This window comes from Streptomyces natalensis ATCC 27448 (assembly GCF_000935125.1).
In the GTDB taxonomy this organism is placed as follows: domain Bacteria; phylum Actinomycetota; class Actinomycetes; order Streptomycetales; family Streptomycetaceae; genus Streptomyces; species Streptomyces natalensis.
Map to the genome: position 1 here is coordinate 567,266 of NZ_JRKI01000003.1, position 16,758 is coordinate 584,023.

Annotated in this window: 12 protein-coding genes and 1 tRNA gene; 8 read left to right on the top strand and 5 right to left on the bottom strand. The window is 69.1% G+C overall.

Going from position 1 to position 16,758, the window contains the following annotated elements; translation table 11 throughout:
• Window positions 1-123 precede the first annotated feature (123 nt).
• The 6 genes from purS to purM all read left to right on the top strand — a co-directional run bounded on the left by purS (window position 124) and on the right by purM (window position 7,858).
• The gene (gene purS, locus SNA_RS03520; RefSeq protein WP_030068622.1) at window positions 124-387 is read left to right on the top strand and encodes a phosphoribosylformylglycinamidine synthase subunit PurS; all 264 of its coding nucleotides are present in this window, start codon (window positions 124-126) and stop codon (window positions 385-387) included.
• Window positions 384-1,064, top strand: a complete 681-nt coding sequence (gene purQ, locus SNA_RS03525) for a phosphoribosylformylglycinamidine synthase subunit PurQ (protein ID WP_030068620.1) — start codon at window positions 384-386, stop codon at window positions 1,062-1,064. Before purS ends, purQ begins: the two co-directional genes overlap by 4 nt.
• The gene (gene purL, locus SNA_RS03530; protein WP_037792128.1) at window positions 1,061-3,310 is read left to right on the top strand and encodes a phosphoribosylformylglycinamidine synthase subunit PurL; all 2,250 of its coding nucleotides are present in this window, start codon (window positions 1,061-1,063) and stop codon (window positions 3,308-3,310) included. The genes purQ and purL overlap by 4 nt, the downstream gene beginning before the upstream one ends.
• A 471-nt stretch (window positions 3,311-3,781) precedes the next feature.
• Complete coding sequence (locus SNA_RS03535; protein WP_044362989.1) at window positions 3,782-4,579, top strand: maleylpyruvate isomerase family mycothiol-dependent enzyme; 798 nt, start codon at window positions 3,782-3,784, stop codon at window positions 4,577-4,579.
• A 576-nt stretch (window positions 4,580-5,155) separates the two neighbouring features.
• Window positions 5,156-6,715, top strand: coding sequence for an amidophosphoribosyltransferase (purF, locus tag SNA_RS03540; protein WP_030072051.1), 1,560 nt, complete (start codon window positions 5,156-5,158; stop codon window positions 6,713-6,715).
• Between the two features lie 72 nt (window positions 6,716-6,787).
• On the top strand, window positions 6,788-7,858 hold the full coding sequence (purM, locus tag SNA_RS03545; protein ID WP_030072049.1) for a phosphoribosylformylglycinamidine cyclo-ligase: 1,071 nt from the start codon (window positions 6,788-6,790) through the stop codon (window positions 7,856-7,858).
• A gap of 185 nt (window positions 7,859-8,043) precedes the next feature.
• On the opposite strand, the gene SNA_RS03550 is transcribed toward purM, so the two are convergent.
• Both SNA_RS03550 and SNA_RS03555 read right to left on the bottom strand, forming a co-directional pair.
• Window positions 8,044-8,292, bottom strand: a complete 249-nt coding sequence (locus SNA_RS03550) for a DUF3073 domain-containing protein (RefSeq protein WP_030072047.1) — start codon at window positions 8,290-8,292, stop codon at window positions 8,044-8,046.
• Between the two features lie 340 nt (window positions 8,293-8,632).
• Window positions 8,633-9,760 (bottom strand): Leu/Phe/Val dehydrogenase, encoded by a 1,128-nt coding sequence (locus SNA_RS03555; protein ID WP_104531890.1) that lies wholly within the window; start codon window positions 9,758-9,760, stop codon window positions 8,633-8,635.
• Between the two features lie 276 nt (window positions 9,761-10,036).
• Here SNA_RS03555 and SNA_RS03560 point away from each other — a divergent pair, with 276 nt between their 5' ends.
• Together SNA_RS03560 and bldC are read left to right on the top strand one after the other, a co-directional pair.
• Window positions 10,037-10,873, top strand: coding sequence for a DUF8083 family protein (locus SNA_RS03560; protein WP_030072043.1), 837 nt, complete (start codon window positions 10,037-10,039; stop codon window positions 10,871-10,873).
• A 458-nt stretch (window positions 10,874-11,331) separates the two neighbouring features.
• Window positions 11,332-11,538, top strand: a complete 207-nt coding sequence (bldC, locus tag SNA_RS03565) for a developmental transcriptional regulator BldC (RefSeq protein ID WP_003949541.1) — start codon at window positions 11,332-11,334, stop codon at window positions 11,536-11,538.
• A gap of 523 nt (window positions 11,539-12,061) precedes the next feature.
• Here the strand turns inward: bldC and SNA_RS43610 are convergent.
• From SNA_RS43610 to hrpA, 3 genes are all read right to left on the bottom strand, one after another.
• Entirely contained in the window at window positions 12,062-12,301 is a 240-nt protein-coding gene (locus SNA_RS43610) for a DUF6274 family protein (RefSeq protein WP_078969641.1), read from the bottom strand.
• 195 nt (window positions 12,302-12,496) lie between these two features.
• A tRNA-Asp gene (locus SNA_RS03570) sits at window positions 12,497-12,571 on the bottom strand.
• Window positions 12,572-12,663: 92 nt separating this feature from the next.
• Window positions 12,664-16,668: an ATP-dependent RNA helicase HrpA gene (gene hrpA, locus SNA_RS03575; protein ID WP_030072040.1), complete on the bottom strand. Its 4,005-nt coding sequence runs from the start codon at window positions 16,666-16,668 to the stop codon at window positions 12,664-12,666.
• Between the last annotated feature and the right edge of the window lie 90 nt (window positions 16,669-16,758).

Sequence of the window (16,758 nt, forward strand, 5' to 3'; positions counted from 1 at the left end):
TTCTCGCGGCGTACTGCGGCCGATGCCTGACCGTGATGGGCGGTTCGTATATCTATGCGCGTAGATTTTCGAACACGGTACTGTGAGGACACCGCCTTACGCACCACACCACCGGGAGTGCCAGTGGCACGCGTCGTAGTCGACGTCATGCTCAAGCCGGAGATCCTCGACCCGCAGGGGCAGGCGGTGCAGCGCGCACTGCCACGCCTGGGATTCGAGGGGATCGCCGACGTCCGTCAGGGCAAGCGTTTCGAACTCGAGGTGGAGGGTCCGGTCGACGAAGCCGCCCTCGCTCGCATCCACGAGATGGCCGAGACCTTCCTCGCAAACACCGTTATCGAAGACTTCACCGTTCGCGTCGATGAACCCGCCGAGGCCGGATCATGACCGCTCGTATTGGAGTCATTACCTTCCCGGGCACGCTCGATGATCGCGACACCCAGCGCGCGGTCCGGGTGGCCGGGGCCGAAGCGGTGCCGCTGTGGCACCGCGACAAGGACCTCAAGCAGGTCGACGCCGTCGTTCTGCCCGGCGGCTTTTCCTACGGCGACTACCTGCGGGCCGGGTCCATCTCCCGTTTCTCGCCGGTCATGGAGACCGTTATCGAGCAGGCGAAGGCCGGTATGCCGGTCCTCGGTATCTGCAACGGCTTCCAGGTGCTCACCGAGACCCACCTGCTGCCCGGCGCGATGCTGCGCAACAACCATCTGCACTTCATCTGCCGCGACCAGAAGCTGCGGGTGGAGAACGCGAACACCGCCTGGACCACCGACTACGAAGCCGGCCAGGAGATCTCCGTACCGCTGAAGAACATCGACGGCCGGTACGTCGCCGACGAGCGCACGCTCGACATGCTGGAGGCGGAGGGCCGCGTCGCCTTCCGCTACCTGGACGGCAACCCCAACGGCTCGCTCCGGGACATCGCCGGCATCACCAATGAGGCGGGCAACGTCGTCGGCCTCATGCCGCACCCCGAGCACGCCGTCGAACCGCTGGTCGGTACGGGCCGTACCGACGGCCTCGGATTCTTCACCTCGATCCTGAAGAGGCTGGTCAACGCATGACGCTCGATACGGTCAAGCACGCCGCGCAGACCCCGGACGCCGAGCAGCCCTGGGCCGAACTGGGTCTCAAGCAGGACGAGTACGAGCGGATCAGGGAGATCCTGCGGCGCCGTCCCACCGGGGCCGAGCTGGCCATGTACTCCGTCATGTGGTCGGAGCACTGCTCGTACAAGAGCAGCAAGGTGCACCTGAAGCAGTTCGGCGAGAAGGCCCCGGAGAACGACGCCCTCCTCGTCGGGATCGGCGAGAACGCCGGTGTCGTCGACGTCGGGCAGGGCTACGCGGTCACCTTCAAGGTCGAATCGCACAACCACCCCTCGTACATCGAGCCCTACCAGGGCGCGGCCACCGGAGTCGGCGGCATCGTCCGCGACATCCTGGCGATGGGCGCCCGGCCGGTCGCCGTGATGGACCCGCTGCGCTTCGGCGCGGCCGACCACCCCGACACCAAGCGGGTGCTCCCCGGGGTCGTCGCGGGCATCGGCGGCTACGGCAACTGCCTGGGCCTGCCCAATATCGGCGGCGAGGTCGTCTTCGACCCCTGCTACCAGGGAAACCCGCTGGTCAACGCCCTGTGCGTGGGTGTGATGAAGCATGAGGACATCCACCTGGCCAAGGCGTCCGGCACCGGCAACAAGGTCATCCTCTACGGCGCCCGCACCGGCGGCGACGGCATCGGCGGCGTCTCGGTCCTCGCGTCCGAGACCTTCGACGACACCAAGCCCGCCAAGCGCCCCGCCGTCCAGGTAGGCGACCCCTTCCAGGAGAAGCTGCTCATCGAGTGCACCCTGGAGATCTTCCGGGAGAACCTGGTCACCGGCATCCAGGACCTCGGCGGCGCCGGGCTGTCCTGCGCCACCTCCGAGCTGGCCTCGGCCGGCTCCGGCGGGATGCGCGTCGAGCTGGACACCGTGCCGCTGCGCGACTCCTCCCTCTCGCCCGAGGAAATCCTCATGAGCGAGTCGCAGGAACGGATGTGCGCGATCGTCGAGCCCGGCAAGGTCGACCGCTTCCTGGAGATCTGCGAGAAGTGGGACGTCATCGCCACCGTCATCGGTGAGGTGACGGACGGCTCCCAGCTGGAGATCTTCTGGCACGGCGAGCAGATCGTGGACGTACCGCCGCGGACCGTGGCCCACGAGGGTCCGGTGTACCACCGTCCGTACGAGCGCCCGTCCTGGCAGGACGCCCTCCAGGTGGACGACGCGAACAAGCTGGCGCGGCCGGCGAACGCCGAGGAGCTGCGCGCGCAGGTCCTGAAGCTGGTGGCCTCGCCCAACCAGGCTTCCAAGGCGTGGATCACCGACCAGTACGACCGTTTCGTGCAGGGCAACACCGTGCTCGCGCAGCCGGAGGACTCCGGCATGGTGCGGATCGACGAGGACTCCGACCTCGGCGTGGCGGTGGCCACCGACGGCAACGGCCGTTACGCCAAGCTCGACCCCTACACCGGGGCGCAGCTGGCCCTGGCGGAGGCGTACCGCAATGTCGCCGCCTCCGGTGCCAAGCCGCTGGCCGTCTCCGACTGCCTGAACTTCGGTTCGCCCGAGGATCCGGCGGTGATGTGGCAGTTCGCCGAGGCCACCCGTGGTCTGGCCGACGCCTGCCAGACCCTGGGCACGCCGGTGACCGGCGGCAATGTCTCGCTCTACAACCAGACGGGTGAGGTGGCCATCCACCCGACCCCGGTGGTCGCGGTGCTCGGCGTCATCGACGACGTCAACCGCCGTACGCCGATCGCGTTCGCCGACGAGGGTCATCTGATCTACGTCCTCGGCGACACCCGCGAGGAGCTGGGCGGCTCGGCCTGGTCGCAGGTCGTGCACGACCACCTCGGCGGTCTGCCGCCGCAGGTCGATCTGGCCCGGGAGCAGCTGCTCGCCGAGATCCTGATCTCGGCCTCCCGCGACGGCATGGTCGACGCGGCGCACGACCTCTCCGACGGCGGCCTGGTCCAGGCCCTGGTGGAGTCGTGTCTGCGCGGCGGCAAGGGCGCCCGGCTGGTCGTTCCCGACGGGCTGGACCCCTTCGTGTTCCTCTTCTCCGAGTCGGCCGGCCGCGCCATCGTCGCCGTACCGCGCAGCGAGGAGCTCCGCTTCACGGACATGTGCGGTGCGCGGGGGCTGCCGGCCACCCGGATCGGCGTGATCGACGGCGCGGAGATCGACGTCCAGGGGCAGTTCAGCATCTCGCTGAGCGAGCTGCGGGAGTCGTATGAGGGGACGATCCCCGGGTTGATTGCCTGAGTTGATCGCCCGAGGACGGGCGGGGCGGCTGACCCTGAGGGCCTCGTCTGTGGGCGTGCCTGAGGGCTTCGCTTGTGGGACGCGTTTGGGGGCGTGCCTGAGGGCTTCGCTCGTGGGACGCGTTTGGGGGCGGTGCCTGTTTGCGCGGTGCCGCTTCCTCCCCCCCCACCCCCAAACCCCACCCCCGCCCCCTCCCCCGAAGGGGGAGAGGGGGAGGGGGCGGGGGGCGCGCTTGAGCGTCTGCGGCGGCGGAGCCGCCGCGGCAGACGAGCGGCCGCAGACGAGCGGCCACGGCGCGCACCATGCCGCCCTGCGGGCCGCGGCAGCCACGGCTTGTGACGCCGGGCCGGTGGCCGGCTTCGACCTGTGACGGTGGGCCGGTGGGCGGCTTCGGGGTGTGACGGTGGGCCGGTGTGGCTTCGGGCTGTGGATAACTCCGTGGGTGTCGTACGGCCGCAGTAGCCTCGGCACATGGCTCCCACCCGCAGCAAGTCCCGCACCCGCACGTACGACTCCGCCAAGACCCGTGCCGCCGTGGTCGCGCAGCTCGACCATGTGCACGCGGCCGTAAGCGATCTGACGCCTGGTCAGCTCGCGCTGCCTACCAGGCTGGGTGAGTGGACGGTGCGCGAGCTGGCCGCGCATCTGTCGATGGCGATCGGCAGCGTGGCGCGCATCCTCAAAGAGCCTGAGCCGTCGAAGGCGGAGATCACTCTCCTGGAGTGGCCGCTCGGCGCCGCTCCGTACGCCGCCGGGGTCGACGAGTACACCCGCGCGCTGGCCGCCGACAACGATCCCGTCGAGCTGCTGGACCGTACGGCCGAGGAATTCCTGCGGCTCCTCCCGGAGCAGCGCGGCGAGCGGCTGGTGGCCGCCCGGACCGGTGCGATGCGGCTGGACGACTATCTGGTCACCCGCTGCGTCGAGCTGATCGTGCACACCGACGACCTGGTGGCCGCGACCGGCGTCGAGATTCCGTACGACCGGCAGGCCCTGGCCATAGCCACCCGGCTGCTGGCCGATGCGCTGGCCGTCAAGGCGCCCGGTGGTTCGGTCGAGGTGCGGGTGCCGCCGTTCGCGGTGGTGCAGTGCGTCGAGGGCCCCAAACACACCCGCGGCACCCCGCCGAACGTCGTCGAGACCGACCCGCTGACCTGGCTGCGCCTCGCCACCGGCCGTATGACATGGGGCGAGGCGCTGGAGGCGGCCGCCGTCAGCGCCAGCGGCGAGCGCGCGGACATCAGCGGGCTTCTGCCGATATTGAGCTGAGGCGAGCCGGGGCGAGGCGGCCGGAGTCCGCGACCGGACGATGAGAGGCCGCACCGACCCGTGACGACGGCCCGGAAGCAGTGGGTAAGGCGGCCCGTAATGCAGCCCAATGCGGCGTGTGGCCCCCGCGAACGGCGCCGCCGGAAGGCGTCGCGTATCTCACACAGCCGCGACGCGTTCGTATCCGACCTAAGCCCCGTACAGGGAAATCCCCGCATACCCGACGAAAGCGCAAAGGGAAGGGAAGTCGCAGCTCAGAGGGTTGCTAGGCGCCCCCGCCGAAGGTCCTCGTCACTCGTGGCTACCGCCCGCAAGCGCAGCGCCAGATGGCGCTCGCGATGCGACCGAGGCCGGCGTGACGCGGCGTCGCACCAAGGCCGCGCGAGGTGGCGCGCACCACGGCACGCCAGGCGTGCCAAGGGCTGCGGGGTCTGCATGGCCACCAGCAGGAGGAGGAATTCCGGCCATGATCACGCGACAGCGTCAAGCGCGCCTAACGCCGCATTCATGCACTCATCCAGGTTCGCGACCATCCCCGGTTCGGATGAATCCGCGACCTGCCCTAGACTCAGGGACGTGCCACGTGGTGACGGACGACTCAACCACGACCTGCTCCCCGGCGAGAAGGGCCCCCAGGACGCTTGCGGCGTCTTCGGTGTCTGGGCTCCGGGTGAAGAGGTCTCCAAACTCACCTATTTCGGGCTGTACGCGCTGCAGCACCGTGGACAGGAGTCCGCGGGCATCGCGGTGAGCAACGGCTCCCAGATCCTCGTTTTCAAGGACATGGGCCTGGTGTCCCAGGTCTTCGACGAGACTTCCCTCGGCTCCCTCCAGGGCCATATCGCCGTGGGCCATGCCCGCTACTCCACCACCGGTGCCTCGGTGTGGGAGAACGCCCAGCCGACGTTCCGTGCCACCGCGCACGGCTCGATCGCGCTCGGCCACAACGGCAACCTGGTCAACACCGCCGAGCTGGCCGAGATGGTCGCCGCGCTGCCCCGCGAGGGCGGCCGGGCGACGCAGGTCGCGGCCACCAATGACACCGACCTGGTGACGGCTCTGCTGGCCGGCCAGGTCGACGAGGACGGCAAGCCGCTGACCGTGGAGGAGGCCGCCCCGCGCGTGCTCCCCAAGGTCATGGGCGCCTTCTCGCTCTGCTTCATGGACGAGCACACGCTCTACGCCGCCCGCGACCCGCAGGGCATCCGCCCGCTGGTCCTCGGCCGCCTGGAGCGCGGCTGGGTGGTGGCCTCCGAGACCGCCGCCCTGGACATCGTCGGCGCCAGCTTCATCCGGGAGATCGAGCCCGGCGAGATGGTCGCCATCGACGAGAACGGCCTGCGCAGCAGCCGCTTCGCCGAGGCGCGCCCCAAGGGCTGTGTCTTCGAGTACGTCTACCTCGCGCGTCCCGACACCGACATCGCCGGCCGCAATGTCTACCTCTCCCGGGTGGAGATGGGCCGCAAGCTGGCCGCCGAGGCGCCCGCTGACGCCGACCTGGTGATAGCGACGCCGGAGTCCGGCACCCCCGCCGCGGTCGGCTACGCCGAGGCCAGCGGCATCCCCTACGGCTCCGGTCTGGTCAAGAACTCCTACGTCGGCCGGACGTTCATCCAGCCGAGCCAGACCATCCGCCAGCTCGGTATCCGCCTCAAGCTCAACCCGCTGAAGGAAGTCATCCGCGGTAAGCGCCTGGTGGTCGTCGACGACTCGATCGTCCGCGGCAACACCCAGCGCGCGCTGGTCCGGATGCTGCGCGAGGCCGGCGCCGCCGAGGTCCACATCCGGATCTCCTCCCCGCCGATCAAGTGGCCGTGCTTCTTCGGCATCGACTTCGCCACCCGCGCCGAGCTGATCGCCAACGGACTGTCGGTCGAGGAGATCGGCAAGTCGCTGGGTGCCGATTCGCTGGCGTACATCTCCATCGACGGCATGATCGAGGCGACCACGATCGCCAAGCCGAATCTGTGCCGCGCCTGCTTCGACGGTGAGTACCCGATGGAGCTGCCGGATCCGGAGCTGCTGGGCAAGCACCTCCTGGAGACGGAGACCACGGCGCCGACGAAGTCCGATGTGGACGGCGTCCAGACGCTCACCGCCGGGGTCGGCGGCGCCGACGCGCTGCGGCGCCCGTAAAGCCACGCGAGCGCAGAGCCACCCGAGCCCGGCGAACCGCTCGTACCCACCCGAAACGAAAGTTCTCAGCTCATGTCCGCTGAATCTACCGGTGCCAGCTACGCGAGCGCGGGCGTCGACATCGAGGCCGGCGACCGCGCCGTGGACCTGATGAAGGAGTGGGTGAAGAAGGCCACCCGCCCCGAGGTCGTCGGCGGACTCGGCGGTTTCGCCGGGCTCTTCGACGCCTCCGTCCTCAAGCGGTACGAGCGTCCGCTGCTGGCCTCGGCCACCGACGGCGTCGGCACCAAGGTCGACATCGCCCGCAAGATGGGCGTCTACGACACGATCGGCCACGACCTCGTCGGCATGGTCGTCGACGATCTGGTCGTGTGCGGCGCCGAGCCGCTGTTCATGACCGACTACATCTGCGTCGGCAAGGTCTACCCCGAGCGGGTCGCGGCCATCGTCAAGGGCATCGCCGAGGGCTGTGTCCTGGCCGGCTGCGCGCTGGTCGGCGGCGAGACCGCGGAGCACCCGGGGCTGCTGGGCGCCGACGAGTTCGATGTGGCCGGCGCCGGTACGGGCGTAGTTGAGGCGGACCGGCTGCTGGGCGCCGAACGCATCCGTACGGGCGATGCGGTGATCGCGATGGCGTCGTCGGGACTTCACTCGAACGGGTACTCGCTGGTGCGCCATGTGCTGTTCGACCGGGCCGGAATGGCGCTGGACCGCGAGGTCCCGGAGTTCGGCCGCACGCTCGGCGAGGAGCTGCTGGAGCCCACCAAGATCTACTCGCTGGACTGCCTCGCGCTGACCCGCACGGCCGAGGTGCACGCTTTCTCGCACATCACCGGCGGCGGGCTGGCCAACAACCTCGCGCGGGTGATCCCGGACGGGCTGCACGCCACCGTCGACCGCTCGACCTGGACCCCGGGCCCGGTCTTCGACCTGGTCGGCACGGCGGGTTCGGTCGAGCGCCTGGAGCTGGAGAAGACCCTGAACATGGGCGTCGGCATGATCGCCGTGGTCCCGCAGGAGGCGGTGGAGGTCGCGCTGACCACGCTGGCGGACCGCGGGGTGGACGCCTGGGTCGCCGGGGAGATCCTGGAGCGCGGCGGGCACGCCGAGGCCGTGACCCTCACGGGTGACTACGCGAGCTGACCGGATCGCGCTCACCGGACCACCGGGCGGCCGCCGCACCCGCGGGCGGCCGCCCGTCCGGTTTCACCCCACGGCGCCGGCCCGCTGCCTTCTACGCAGCACAAGAACCCGGCCATGGGCAATGCCCAGGACCGGGTCCGTGATGCTGTTCTCGGTGCCGCGTACGCGCTGAAGCGTGCAGAACGTCAGGCGCGACGACGCTGGTCGGAGGAGTCGCCGTCGTCCTCGTCATCAGCGTTGTACCGATCCGCGTACTGGGCGTACGGGTCGTCGTCCTCGTCATCCTCGAACGGCTCTCCGTTCGGCGGCTGCTGGCTCGGCTGCTGTGATGCACCCAGCTCGTCGGCCAGTCGTGAGAGATCCGTCCCACCGCTGCTGTACTTCAGCTGGCGGGCGACCTTTGTCTGCTTGGCCTTGGCCCGGCCGCGCCCCATGGGTCGACCCCCTCAATGACGGGGCTCAGTGGCCCCAGAGTCTTGACACGCGTTCATGATTCAGAGCGGACTCTCGACGGAGAGACCGGCCCGTAGAGCTTTAACGGTACCTGCTTCCGCGGCCATACGGTACGTCGCCCGCATCACCCACCGCTCGGCATGACCTGCGGTCGCCCTGATCCCGCTGGTCAAACGTGATTTTAACCTGTCCTGTACGGCGACCCGCCGACGGGTGGTGAGGGATGTCTCCCCAACCACCCACGGCGGGCCGCACAAGGGCATGTTTTCGGCCAGGAGATCGTTGTTCGCTTTCGCCTGGCCGGAGGCGCTCCCGGGCCGGTCAGGCCCGCTTGCCCTCCTTGGCCTCGGCCATCCGCGCCTCGGCGAGCCGGTCGGCGGCGGCCGCCGGCGGAATGCCGTCGGCCTTCGCCCGAGCGAATATCGCCAGCGTGGTGTCGAAGATCTTCGCGGCCTTGGCCTTGCACCGGTCGAAATCAAATCCGTGCAGCTCATCGGCCACCTGGATGACACCGCCGGCGTTCACGACGTAGTCGGGCGCGTAGAGGATGCCGCGGTCGGAGAGGTCCTTCTCGACGCCGGGGTGCGCGAGCTGGTTGTTGGCCGCGCCGCACACCACCTTGGCGGTCAGCGCGGGCACCGAGTCGTCGCTCAGCGCGCCGCCCAGGGCGCAGGGCGCGTACACGTCCAGGCCCTCGGTGCGGATCAGCGCCTCGGTGTCGGCGACGGCGGTCACCCGGGGGTGCCGGGCGAGGATCCGGTCCACCGCCTCGGTCCGTACGTCCGTGATCACGACCTGGGCGCCGTCCTGGAGGAGATGCTCGACCAGGTGGTGGCCCACCTTGCCGACACCCGCGATGCCGACCTTGCGGCCGCGCAGCGTCGGGTCGCCCCACTGGTGCTGGGCACTGGCGCGCATGCCCTGGAAGACGCCGTAGGCGGTCAGGACGGAGGAGTCGCCGGCGCCGCCGTTCTCGGGGGAGCGGCCGGTGGTCCACTTGTTCGTACGGGCGACGACGTCCATATCGGCGACGTATGTGCCGACGTCGCAGGCGGTGACGTAGCGGCCCCCCAGGGAGGCCACGAACCGGCCGTAGGCGAGCAGCAGCTCCTCGGTCTTGATGACCTCGGGATCGCCGATGATCACGGCCTTGCCGCCGCCGTGGTCGAGCCCGGCCAGGGCGTTCTTGTACGACATGCCGCGCGAGAGGTTCAGCGCGTCCTGTACGGCCTCCTCCTCGGAGGCGTACGCATGGAAGCGGGTGCCGCCGAGGGCGGGGCCCAGGGCGGTGCTGTGGATGGCGATCACGGCCTTGAGGCCGCTGTCGCGGTCCTGGCAGAGCACGACCTGCTCATGGCCGCCCTGTTCCGACCGGAACAGGCTCTGCAGAACGCCGCCGTCGACGCTGACGGCGGAGGGACGTACGTCGGTCACTGTGGTGACTCCCATAAGTCGCGAAGGACGCCCCCCTGCGGGTGGGGAGGGCCGGTTGACACGAGCGTAAGACCTGGAGAGCGCGTTGATCGGCCCGGTAACGGGGATCACCCCCTAGCGGGGGACGGGCGTGGGACGATTTGCCGTATCCGGGGCCGGGCAGGGAGCGGACAACTCCCCCGAGCGGGCCTCCCTTTGGCCGCATCGCAGGCGGTCGGCGCGCGCGGTGCCGGCCGCGCTGTGAACGTACTGTGAACGGATCTGGACGGACTTCCCTGTGAAGGAGCGGGCGTGGCCGTGGCGTCGTCGGTGAGGGTCCCGTATACGGCATATCTACGGGTCTACGAGCCGCTGGCAGCGTTCCCCGAGCCGGAGCGCTCCCACTGGGCGCGCTACGCCCGGCGCGGGGAGACCCCCAGCGCACAGGACGAGCAGCGCCGGGCGCTGGCCGATCTGCTGCCGGTGCCGCCGGTGCCGGTCCCCGTCCATGAGAGCGCCGACGCCTTTGTCGCCGTCGTGGACGAGGTGGTCTGCATCTGCCCGTGGCGCACCCGGCTGCGCGGCTGGCAGGCGCTGGCGGGGCTGGAGGAGCTGCTGCCGGCGTCGGTGCTGGATGCGGCGCTGCCTCCGGTGGTGCGGCGGCAGGCGGCCACCGACTACGAGCGCTGGCGCGAGCACAACCCGGACGCGCGGCCCTGGATCAGGGCCGCCGTCTGGCACGTTCCGGTGCGCTGGTTCGTGCTCTTCGAGGACGCCGAGCGGGACTTCACCAAGGGTGACGAGGGACCTGTGCTGCGTTACCGCACGCCGATGGTTCAGGCCAGGCGGCGGGTGGCGCGAGGACTTCGTACGCTGCGGAATTCGCTGGAAGAGGGCCCCCTCGTCGATGGCCTGGTAGATGTGGGGCGCTGGCTTGAAGAATTCCACCCGCGTTCCCTCGTGGAGCTGGATTACGGAGGCCTGGTGCACGCCGTGCCCGAAGGGCAGCTCGCCGATGATCATTCCGCCGCGGAAGTGGCGGAGGGGCTGGCGGCGCTGCGCGACGGGGACGGCGAGCGGGCCGGCGCCGCCTACGAGAAGCTCTCGGATCGGTGGCGTGCGGTGCGCGAGCGCCAGTTCTCCAGCTGAGAGCCGCAGGCGCGGGACGTAGGTCCCCATCCGGGCGATTGGCGCAACAGTGACCTAAAGCACTGACTTCGGGCCTTGCCTACAAGACGTACCCTCGTGCCAAAATAGGACAAGGAGCCTTACTGGGGCTCCTTCCGTCCAACTAAGGGCGGATAGATCGGTATTGCGCTCCTTGAGGGGACTCGTGACGCCTGATCACGTTGTGACTGATCGTCACGGTCAAGTGACTGTCCGTTATGGCATGGTCCATCGGCTTCCGTCGAGGTTGAACACCTGAGAGGGCAATTCCATCGGTTTGGCCGACGTGGCTGGACAGATGGTGTAGTTGTAGTGCCGAGGACAAGCCGTTCGTCCTATAACCGACTCGGCCCGCGTCCGCCATTTCGGGCAACGCGGGTCAAGGTGCAGAATTTAGAGGAAAGAACCGTGATGGTTCGGTTCTCCCGAGGAGGCCGCTCATGACCGCTCGCACCCCTGACGCCGAGCCGCTGCTGACCCCCGCCGAGGTTGCCACGATGTTCCGCGTGGACCCGAAGACGGTGACCCGCTGGGCCAAGGCAGGCAAGCTCACGTCCATCCGCACGCTCGGAGGGCATCGGCGTTACCGCGAGGCTGAGGTCCGCGCACTGCTCGCGGGTATTCCGCAGCAGCGCAGCGAGGCCTGAATAACCGCATAACCAGGCTTTTTTCGGGGCCCCCAACCCGAAAAATGCCGACTTCGCACCACTTTGCTCGACCTGCTTCACCGAGCACCACAGCTCCATACGACGCGGTGCCTGCCCCAACAGGCCCCACACCCGCACCATCTGGGTACGTCACCGATCGCGCTGGACTCCGCCGGGTCCAGCGCGATCTTTTTGTGTACGGCCGCTCGCGGGCCGCTCAGGAGGGCCGGGCCGCCCCGGCGCCGACGTCGCCCGAGGTGGCGGTCAGGGGGCCGTCAGGGGCCCTGAAGGGCCCTTTCAGCGCGGGCCTGGCGCTTTCGGTCCCGGGGCTTCAAGGGGTGGTGCAATTGCACATATTAAATTGACGTGGTGTAGGGCGGGTGTAAGTTCCCCATCGCGTGAAACTTGTTCGGTGACACCCGTCACACGGCGTGGTCCTTGAAGCAGACATGGCGACTGCGGTAGTGAACTTTCCGTTCACCGCCTCAACGCCCTTCCCTCGCACTGCCGGTGGGGGCACCCGTCACAGGTCCCCGGCGGGCGGACGGTGATCCTCCGCCGCAGGTCGCCCGCGGACGGCCGGTGACGAGGCGGCGGGCCCGGCGGGCGCGGCGGCCCCCGGGCGGGCATTGCGGGGCTCCATGGCGAGCCGCAGCAGCCGATGGCAGACGGGGCAGTGCCGCGTCAGGTGGCGATACCTCGTGGCGGCCGACAGATGGGCACGCAACAGCGCCCTGGTCTCGTGCCTCGCCCCGGTCGTCATTCGCACGCACCTCCCCGGCCCCCACGCTTCCTCTGTGAGTACCGGGGGCCCGTGCCGCCGTCAAGACGGCCGGAGGGCGCGGGGACGCCGTACGGAGCGGGCGCGCACACCGCGAAGCCCGCAGCCTCGGGGATCGGGCGCGGCTCGGGCGCACAGCAAAACGGCCCGCACCGAAGGGCGCGGGCCGTAAAAAAGCGGTCCTGACGGGATTTGAACCCGCGGCCTCCACCTTGACAGGGTGGCGAGCACTCCAAACTGCTCCACAGGACCTTGCGTTTCGCTTTCCGCTTGCGGCGGGCTGCGAAGCAAGACTGTACAGCAGGTCAGGGGGTGCGGTCGAACTCGATACCGGTGGCCGCCCCTCAGCGGGGCACCGCGGCGTCCACGGCCTTCACGATGCGCTTGTCCGAGACCGGATACGCGGTCCCCAGGGCGTGTGCGAAGTAGCTCACCCGTAGCTCCTCGATCATCCAGCGGATCTCCCGGGCCGCGGCCGGCACCGGGCGCCCCTGGGGGAACTGCTCCAGCAGCCAGGCGTATTCGTCCTGCATCTCCTTCACCTTGGCCATCCGGGTGCGGTCCCGCTCGGCGTTGGTGGGCAGTTGTTGCAGGCGGCGGTCGACGGCCACCAGATAGCGCATCAGGTCCGGCAGCCGCTTGGCGCCGTGCGCGGTCACGAAGCCCGGCTTGATCAGCGCCGCCAGCTGTTCCTTGACGTCCGTCAGCGACGGCAGCAGCGAGGGGAAGGTGGTGTCCTTGAGCCGCCGCTCGCACGCCTGCCAGGCGGCCAGGACCTCCTGGACCTGCTGGACGGTCTTCAGGGTGGCGTCCACCAGATCGGCCCGCACCGCGTCGAAGAGCTTGCGGAAGGACTCCTCGTCCCATGCCGGGCCGCCGTGCGCCGCGATCAGCCGGTCCGCGGCGGCCGTCACACAGTCCTCGAAGAGCGCCGCGATCGAGCCGTGCGGGTTGCGCGACAGCGCCAGCTTCTGCTGGTTGCTCAGCTTGCCCTGCGCGAACTTGGCGGGGTTGGAGGGGATGTTGAGCAGGATGAGGCGGCGGGTGCCGGCCCACATCGCCTGGAGCTGCTCGTCCTCGGTGTCGAAGAGCCGTACGGCGACCGAGGCGCCCTCGTCGACCAGCGCCGGGTACGCCTTCAGGGGCTGGCCCGCGCGCCGGGTCTCGAAGGTGCGCGGCAGCGCGCCGATGCTCCAGGACGTCAGGCCCGTGCGCTGCTCCAGCCCGGCCAGCGCCGCCGCCCCGTCGTCCTTGGTGCCCCTGCGGTCCTTGGCGGGGCGCTCGGCGGCCTGCTCGAAGGCCTTGGAGATGGCCGCGCGGGTCTTGGGTTTGAGCTGGAGCCGCAGCGCCTCGAGGTCCTTGGCCTCGGCCAGCTTGCGGCGCCGTTCGTCGACCACCCGGAAGGTGATCTTCAAGTGGTCGGGGACCTTGGCGGTGTCGAAGTCCGCGGCCTCGACGGGCACCCCCACCATCCGCTGGAGCCCGGCGGCCAGGGAGGAGGTCAGCGAACCCTGCAACGGCACCGTGGAGTCCAGGAACCGGGTCGCGAAATTCGGGGCCGGTACGTAATTGCGGCGGATCGGCTTGGGCAGCGAACGGATCAGCTCCGTCACCAATTGCTCGCGCAGGCCCGGGATCTGCCAGTCGAAGCCCTCCGAGGAGACCTGGTTGAGGACTTGGAGGGGGATGTGGACGGTCACACCGTCCGCGTCCGCGCCCGGTTCGAACTGATAGGTGACCTTGAACTTCAGCTTTCCCTGGCGCCAGGAATCCGGATAGTCGTCCTTGGTGACGGCCTCGGCGGATTCGTTGATGAGCATCGAGTGCTCGAAGTTCAGCAGCTCCGGCTCGTCGTGCCGCTTCTTCTTCCACCAGGAGTCGAAGTGCGCACCGGAGACCACATCGTCGGGAATGCGCCGGTCGTAGAAGTCGAAGAGCGTCTCGTCGTCCACGAGGATGTCGCGGCGCCGGGCGCGGTGCTCCAACTCCTCGACCTCGCCGAGCAGTTTGCGGTTGTCATGGAAGAACTGGTGGTGGGTGCGCCAGTCGCCCTCCACCAGGGCATTGCGGATGAACAGATCGCGCGAGGTCTCCGGGTCGATCTTCCCGTAATTGACCTTCCGCTGGGCGACGAGCGGGACGCCGTAGAGCGTGACCCGCTCGTACGCCATCACCGCGGCCATCTTCTGTTCCCAGTGCGGCTCGCTGTACGTGCGCTTGACCAGGTGCTGGGCGAGCGGCTCGACCCATTCGGGCTCGATCTTCGCGTTCACCCGCGCCCACAGCCGGGAGGTTTCCACCAGCTCCGCGGACATCACCCAGCGCGGCGGCTTCTTGAAGAGCGCAGAACCGGGGAAGACCGCGAACTTGGCGCTGCGGGCGCCCAGATACTCGTTCTTGGCGTCCGTGTCCTTCAGCCCGATATGCGACAGCAAACCGGAAAGCAGCGCGCTGTGAACACGGTCCGGGGCGGCCTCCTCCTCGCTGAGGTGAATGCCCATGGACTTGGCGACCGTCCGCAGCTGCGAGTAGATGTCCTGCCACTCGCGTATCCGGAGGTAGTTGAGGAACTCCGAGCGGCACATGCGGCGGAAAGCGGAGGAGGAGAGCGTCTTCTGCTGTTCGCGGACATACCGCCACAGGTTGAGGAACGCCAGAAAATCGCTGGTCTCGTCCTTGAAACGGGCGTGCTGCTGATCGGCCTGCTGCTGTTTGTCCGAGGGCCGCTCGCGGGGGTCCTGGATGGACAGCGCCGCCGCGATGACCATGACCTCGCGCACGCAGCCGTTGCGGTCCGCCTCCAGCACCATCCGCGCCAGCCGCGGGTCCACCGGCAGCTGGGACAGCTTGCGCCCGATGGGGGTGAGCCTCTTCTTGGGGTCCTTCTGCTGCGTATCGAGCGCGCCCAGCTCGCTCAGCAGGTCGACGCCGTCCTTGATGTTGCGGCGGTCCGGCGGATCGATGAACGGGAATTTCTCGATATCGCCCAGGCCGGCCGCGGTCATCTGCAAAATGACGGACGCCAGATTCGTCCGGAGAATCTCCGCATCGGTGAATTCCGGCCGGGTGAGGAAATCGTCCTCGGAATACAGCCGGATGCAGATGCCGTCGCTGGTCCGGCCGCAGCGGCCCTTGCGCTGATTGGCGCTGGCCTGGGAGACCGGCTCGATGGGCAGCCGCTGGACCTTGGTGCGGAAGCTGTACCGGGAGATACGGGCCATGCCCGGGTCGACGACGTACTTGATGCCCGGGACGGTCAGCGAGGTCTCGGCGACGTTCGTGGCCAGCACGATCCGCCGGCCGCTGTGCCGCTGGAAGACGCGGTGCTGCTCGGCGTGCGACAGCCGGGCGTAGAGCGGCAGCACCTCCGTTTGCGGGAGGTTCTTCTTTATCAGCGCATCCGCCGTGTCGCGGATCTCCCGCTCACCGGAGAGGAAGACCAGGACGTCGCCCGGCCCCTCGGCCTGGAGTTCGTCCACCGCATCGCAGATCGCGGTGATCTGGTCGCGGTCGGGGTCGCTGCCGCCTTCTTCCAGCAGCGGGCGGTAGCGCACCTCCACCGGATACGTACGGCCCGAGACCTCGACGATCGGCGCCTCGCCGAAATGCCGGGAGAACCGCTCCGGGTCGATGGTCGCGGAGGTGATGACGACCTTGAGGTCCGGCCGCCTGGGCAGCAGCTGCGCCAGATAGCCGAGGATGAAGTCGATGTTGAGGCTGCGCTCGTGGGCCTCGTCGATGATGATCGTGTCGTACTGGCGCAGCTCGCGGTCCGTCTGGATCTCGGCGAGCAGAATGCCGTCCGTCATCAGCTTGACCAGGGTGTCGCCGCCGACCTGGTCGGTGAAGCGGACCTTCCAGCCGACCGCCTCGCCCAGCGGGGTCCGCAGCTCCTGGGCCACCCGCTCGGCGACCGTACGGGCCGCGATCCGGCGCGGCTGGGTGTGCCCGATCAGACCCCGTACGCCGCGGCCCAGCTCCATACAGATCTTGGGGATCTGCGTCGTCTTGCCGGAGCCCGTCTCGCCGGCGACGATCACGACCTGATGGTCGCGTATCGCCTCGAGGATCTCGTCCTTCTTCTGGCTGACCGGCAGTTCTTCCGGATACGTGATCTCCGGGACCGCGGCGCGCCGCTCGGCCATGCGCAGCTCGGCCTCGTCGATTCCGGCCGCGATCTCGGCCAGGACGGCCGCGTGGGCCTCGGGCTTACGGATCCGGCGCGCGCCGTCGAGCCGGCGCCCCAGCCGCTGCTGGTCGCGCAGCATCAGCTCGGGAAGCCGCTCCATCAAGGAGGGCAGGGTGGGAGCGGCGCCGTCGGGCAGGGCGGAGGCAGGCTGACTGGACATACGTCCCCCAGGATCTCACCTCGCCGAATCGTGTGGCGAACCATTTGCGGACGGCCGCCGAAACACCGCACGCGGTCGGGTGATCTGTAC

Excerpts from the sequence above, each read along its gene's own strand:
- SNA_RS03535 (WP_044362989.1), top strand. The coding sequence starts at position 3,782 with ATGGCTCCCACCCGCAGCAAGTCCCGCACCCGCACGTACGACTCCGCC.
- SNA_RS03550 (WP_030072047.1), bottom strand. The coding sequence starts at position 8,292 with ATGGGGCGCGGCCGGGCCAAGGCCAAGCAGACAAAGGTCGCCCGCCAG.
- hrpA (WP_030072040.1), bottom strand. The coding sequence starts at position 16,668 with ATGTCCAGTCAGCCTGCCTCCGCCCTGCCCGACGGCGCCGCTCCCACC.
- purQ (WP_030068620.1), top strand. The coding sequence starts at position 384 with ATGACCGCTCGTATTGGAGTCATTACCTTCCCGGGCACGCTCGATGAT.
- SNA_RS43610 (WP_078969641.1), bottom strand. The coding sequence starts at position 12,301 with ATGACGACCGGGGCGAGGCACGAGACCAGGGCGCTGTTGCGTGCCCAT.
- bldC (WP_003949541.1), top strand. The coding sequence starts at position 11,332 with ATGACCGCTCGCACCCCTGACGCCGAGCCGCTGCTGACCCCCGCCGAG.
- purL (WP_037792128.1), top strand. The coding sequence starts at position 1,061 with ATGACGCTCGATACGGTCAAGCACGCCGCGCAGACCCCGGACGCCGAG.
- purM (WP_030072049.1), top strand. The coding sequence starts at position 6,788 with ATGTCCGCTGAATCTACCGGTGCCAGCTACGCGAGCGCGGGCGTCGAC.
- SNA_RS03555 (WP_104531890.1), bottom strand. The coding sequence starts at position 9,760 with ATGGGAGTCACCACAGTGACCGACGTACGTCCCTCCGCCGTCAGCGTC.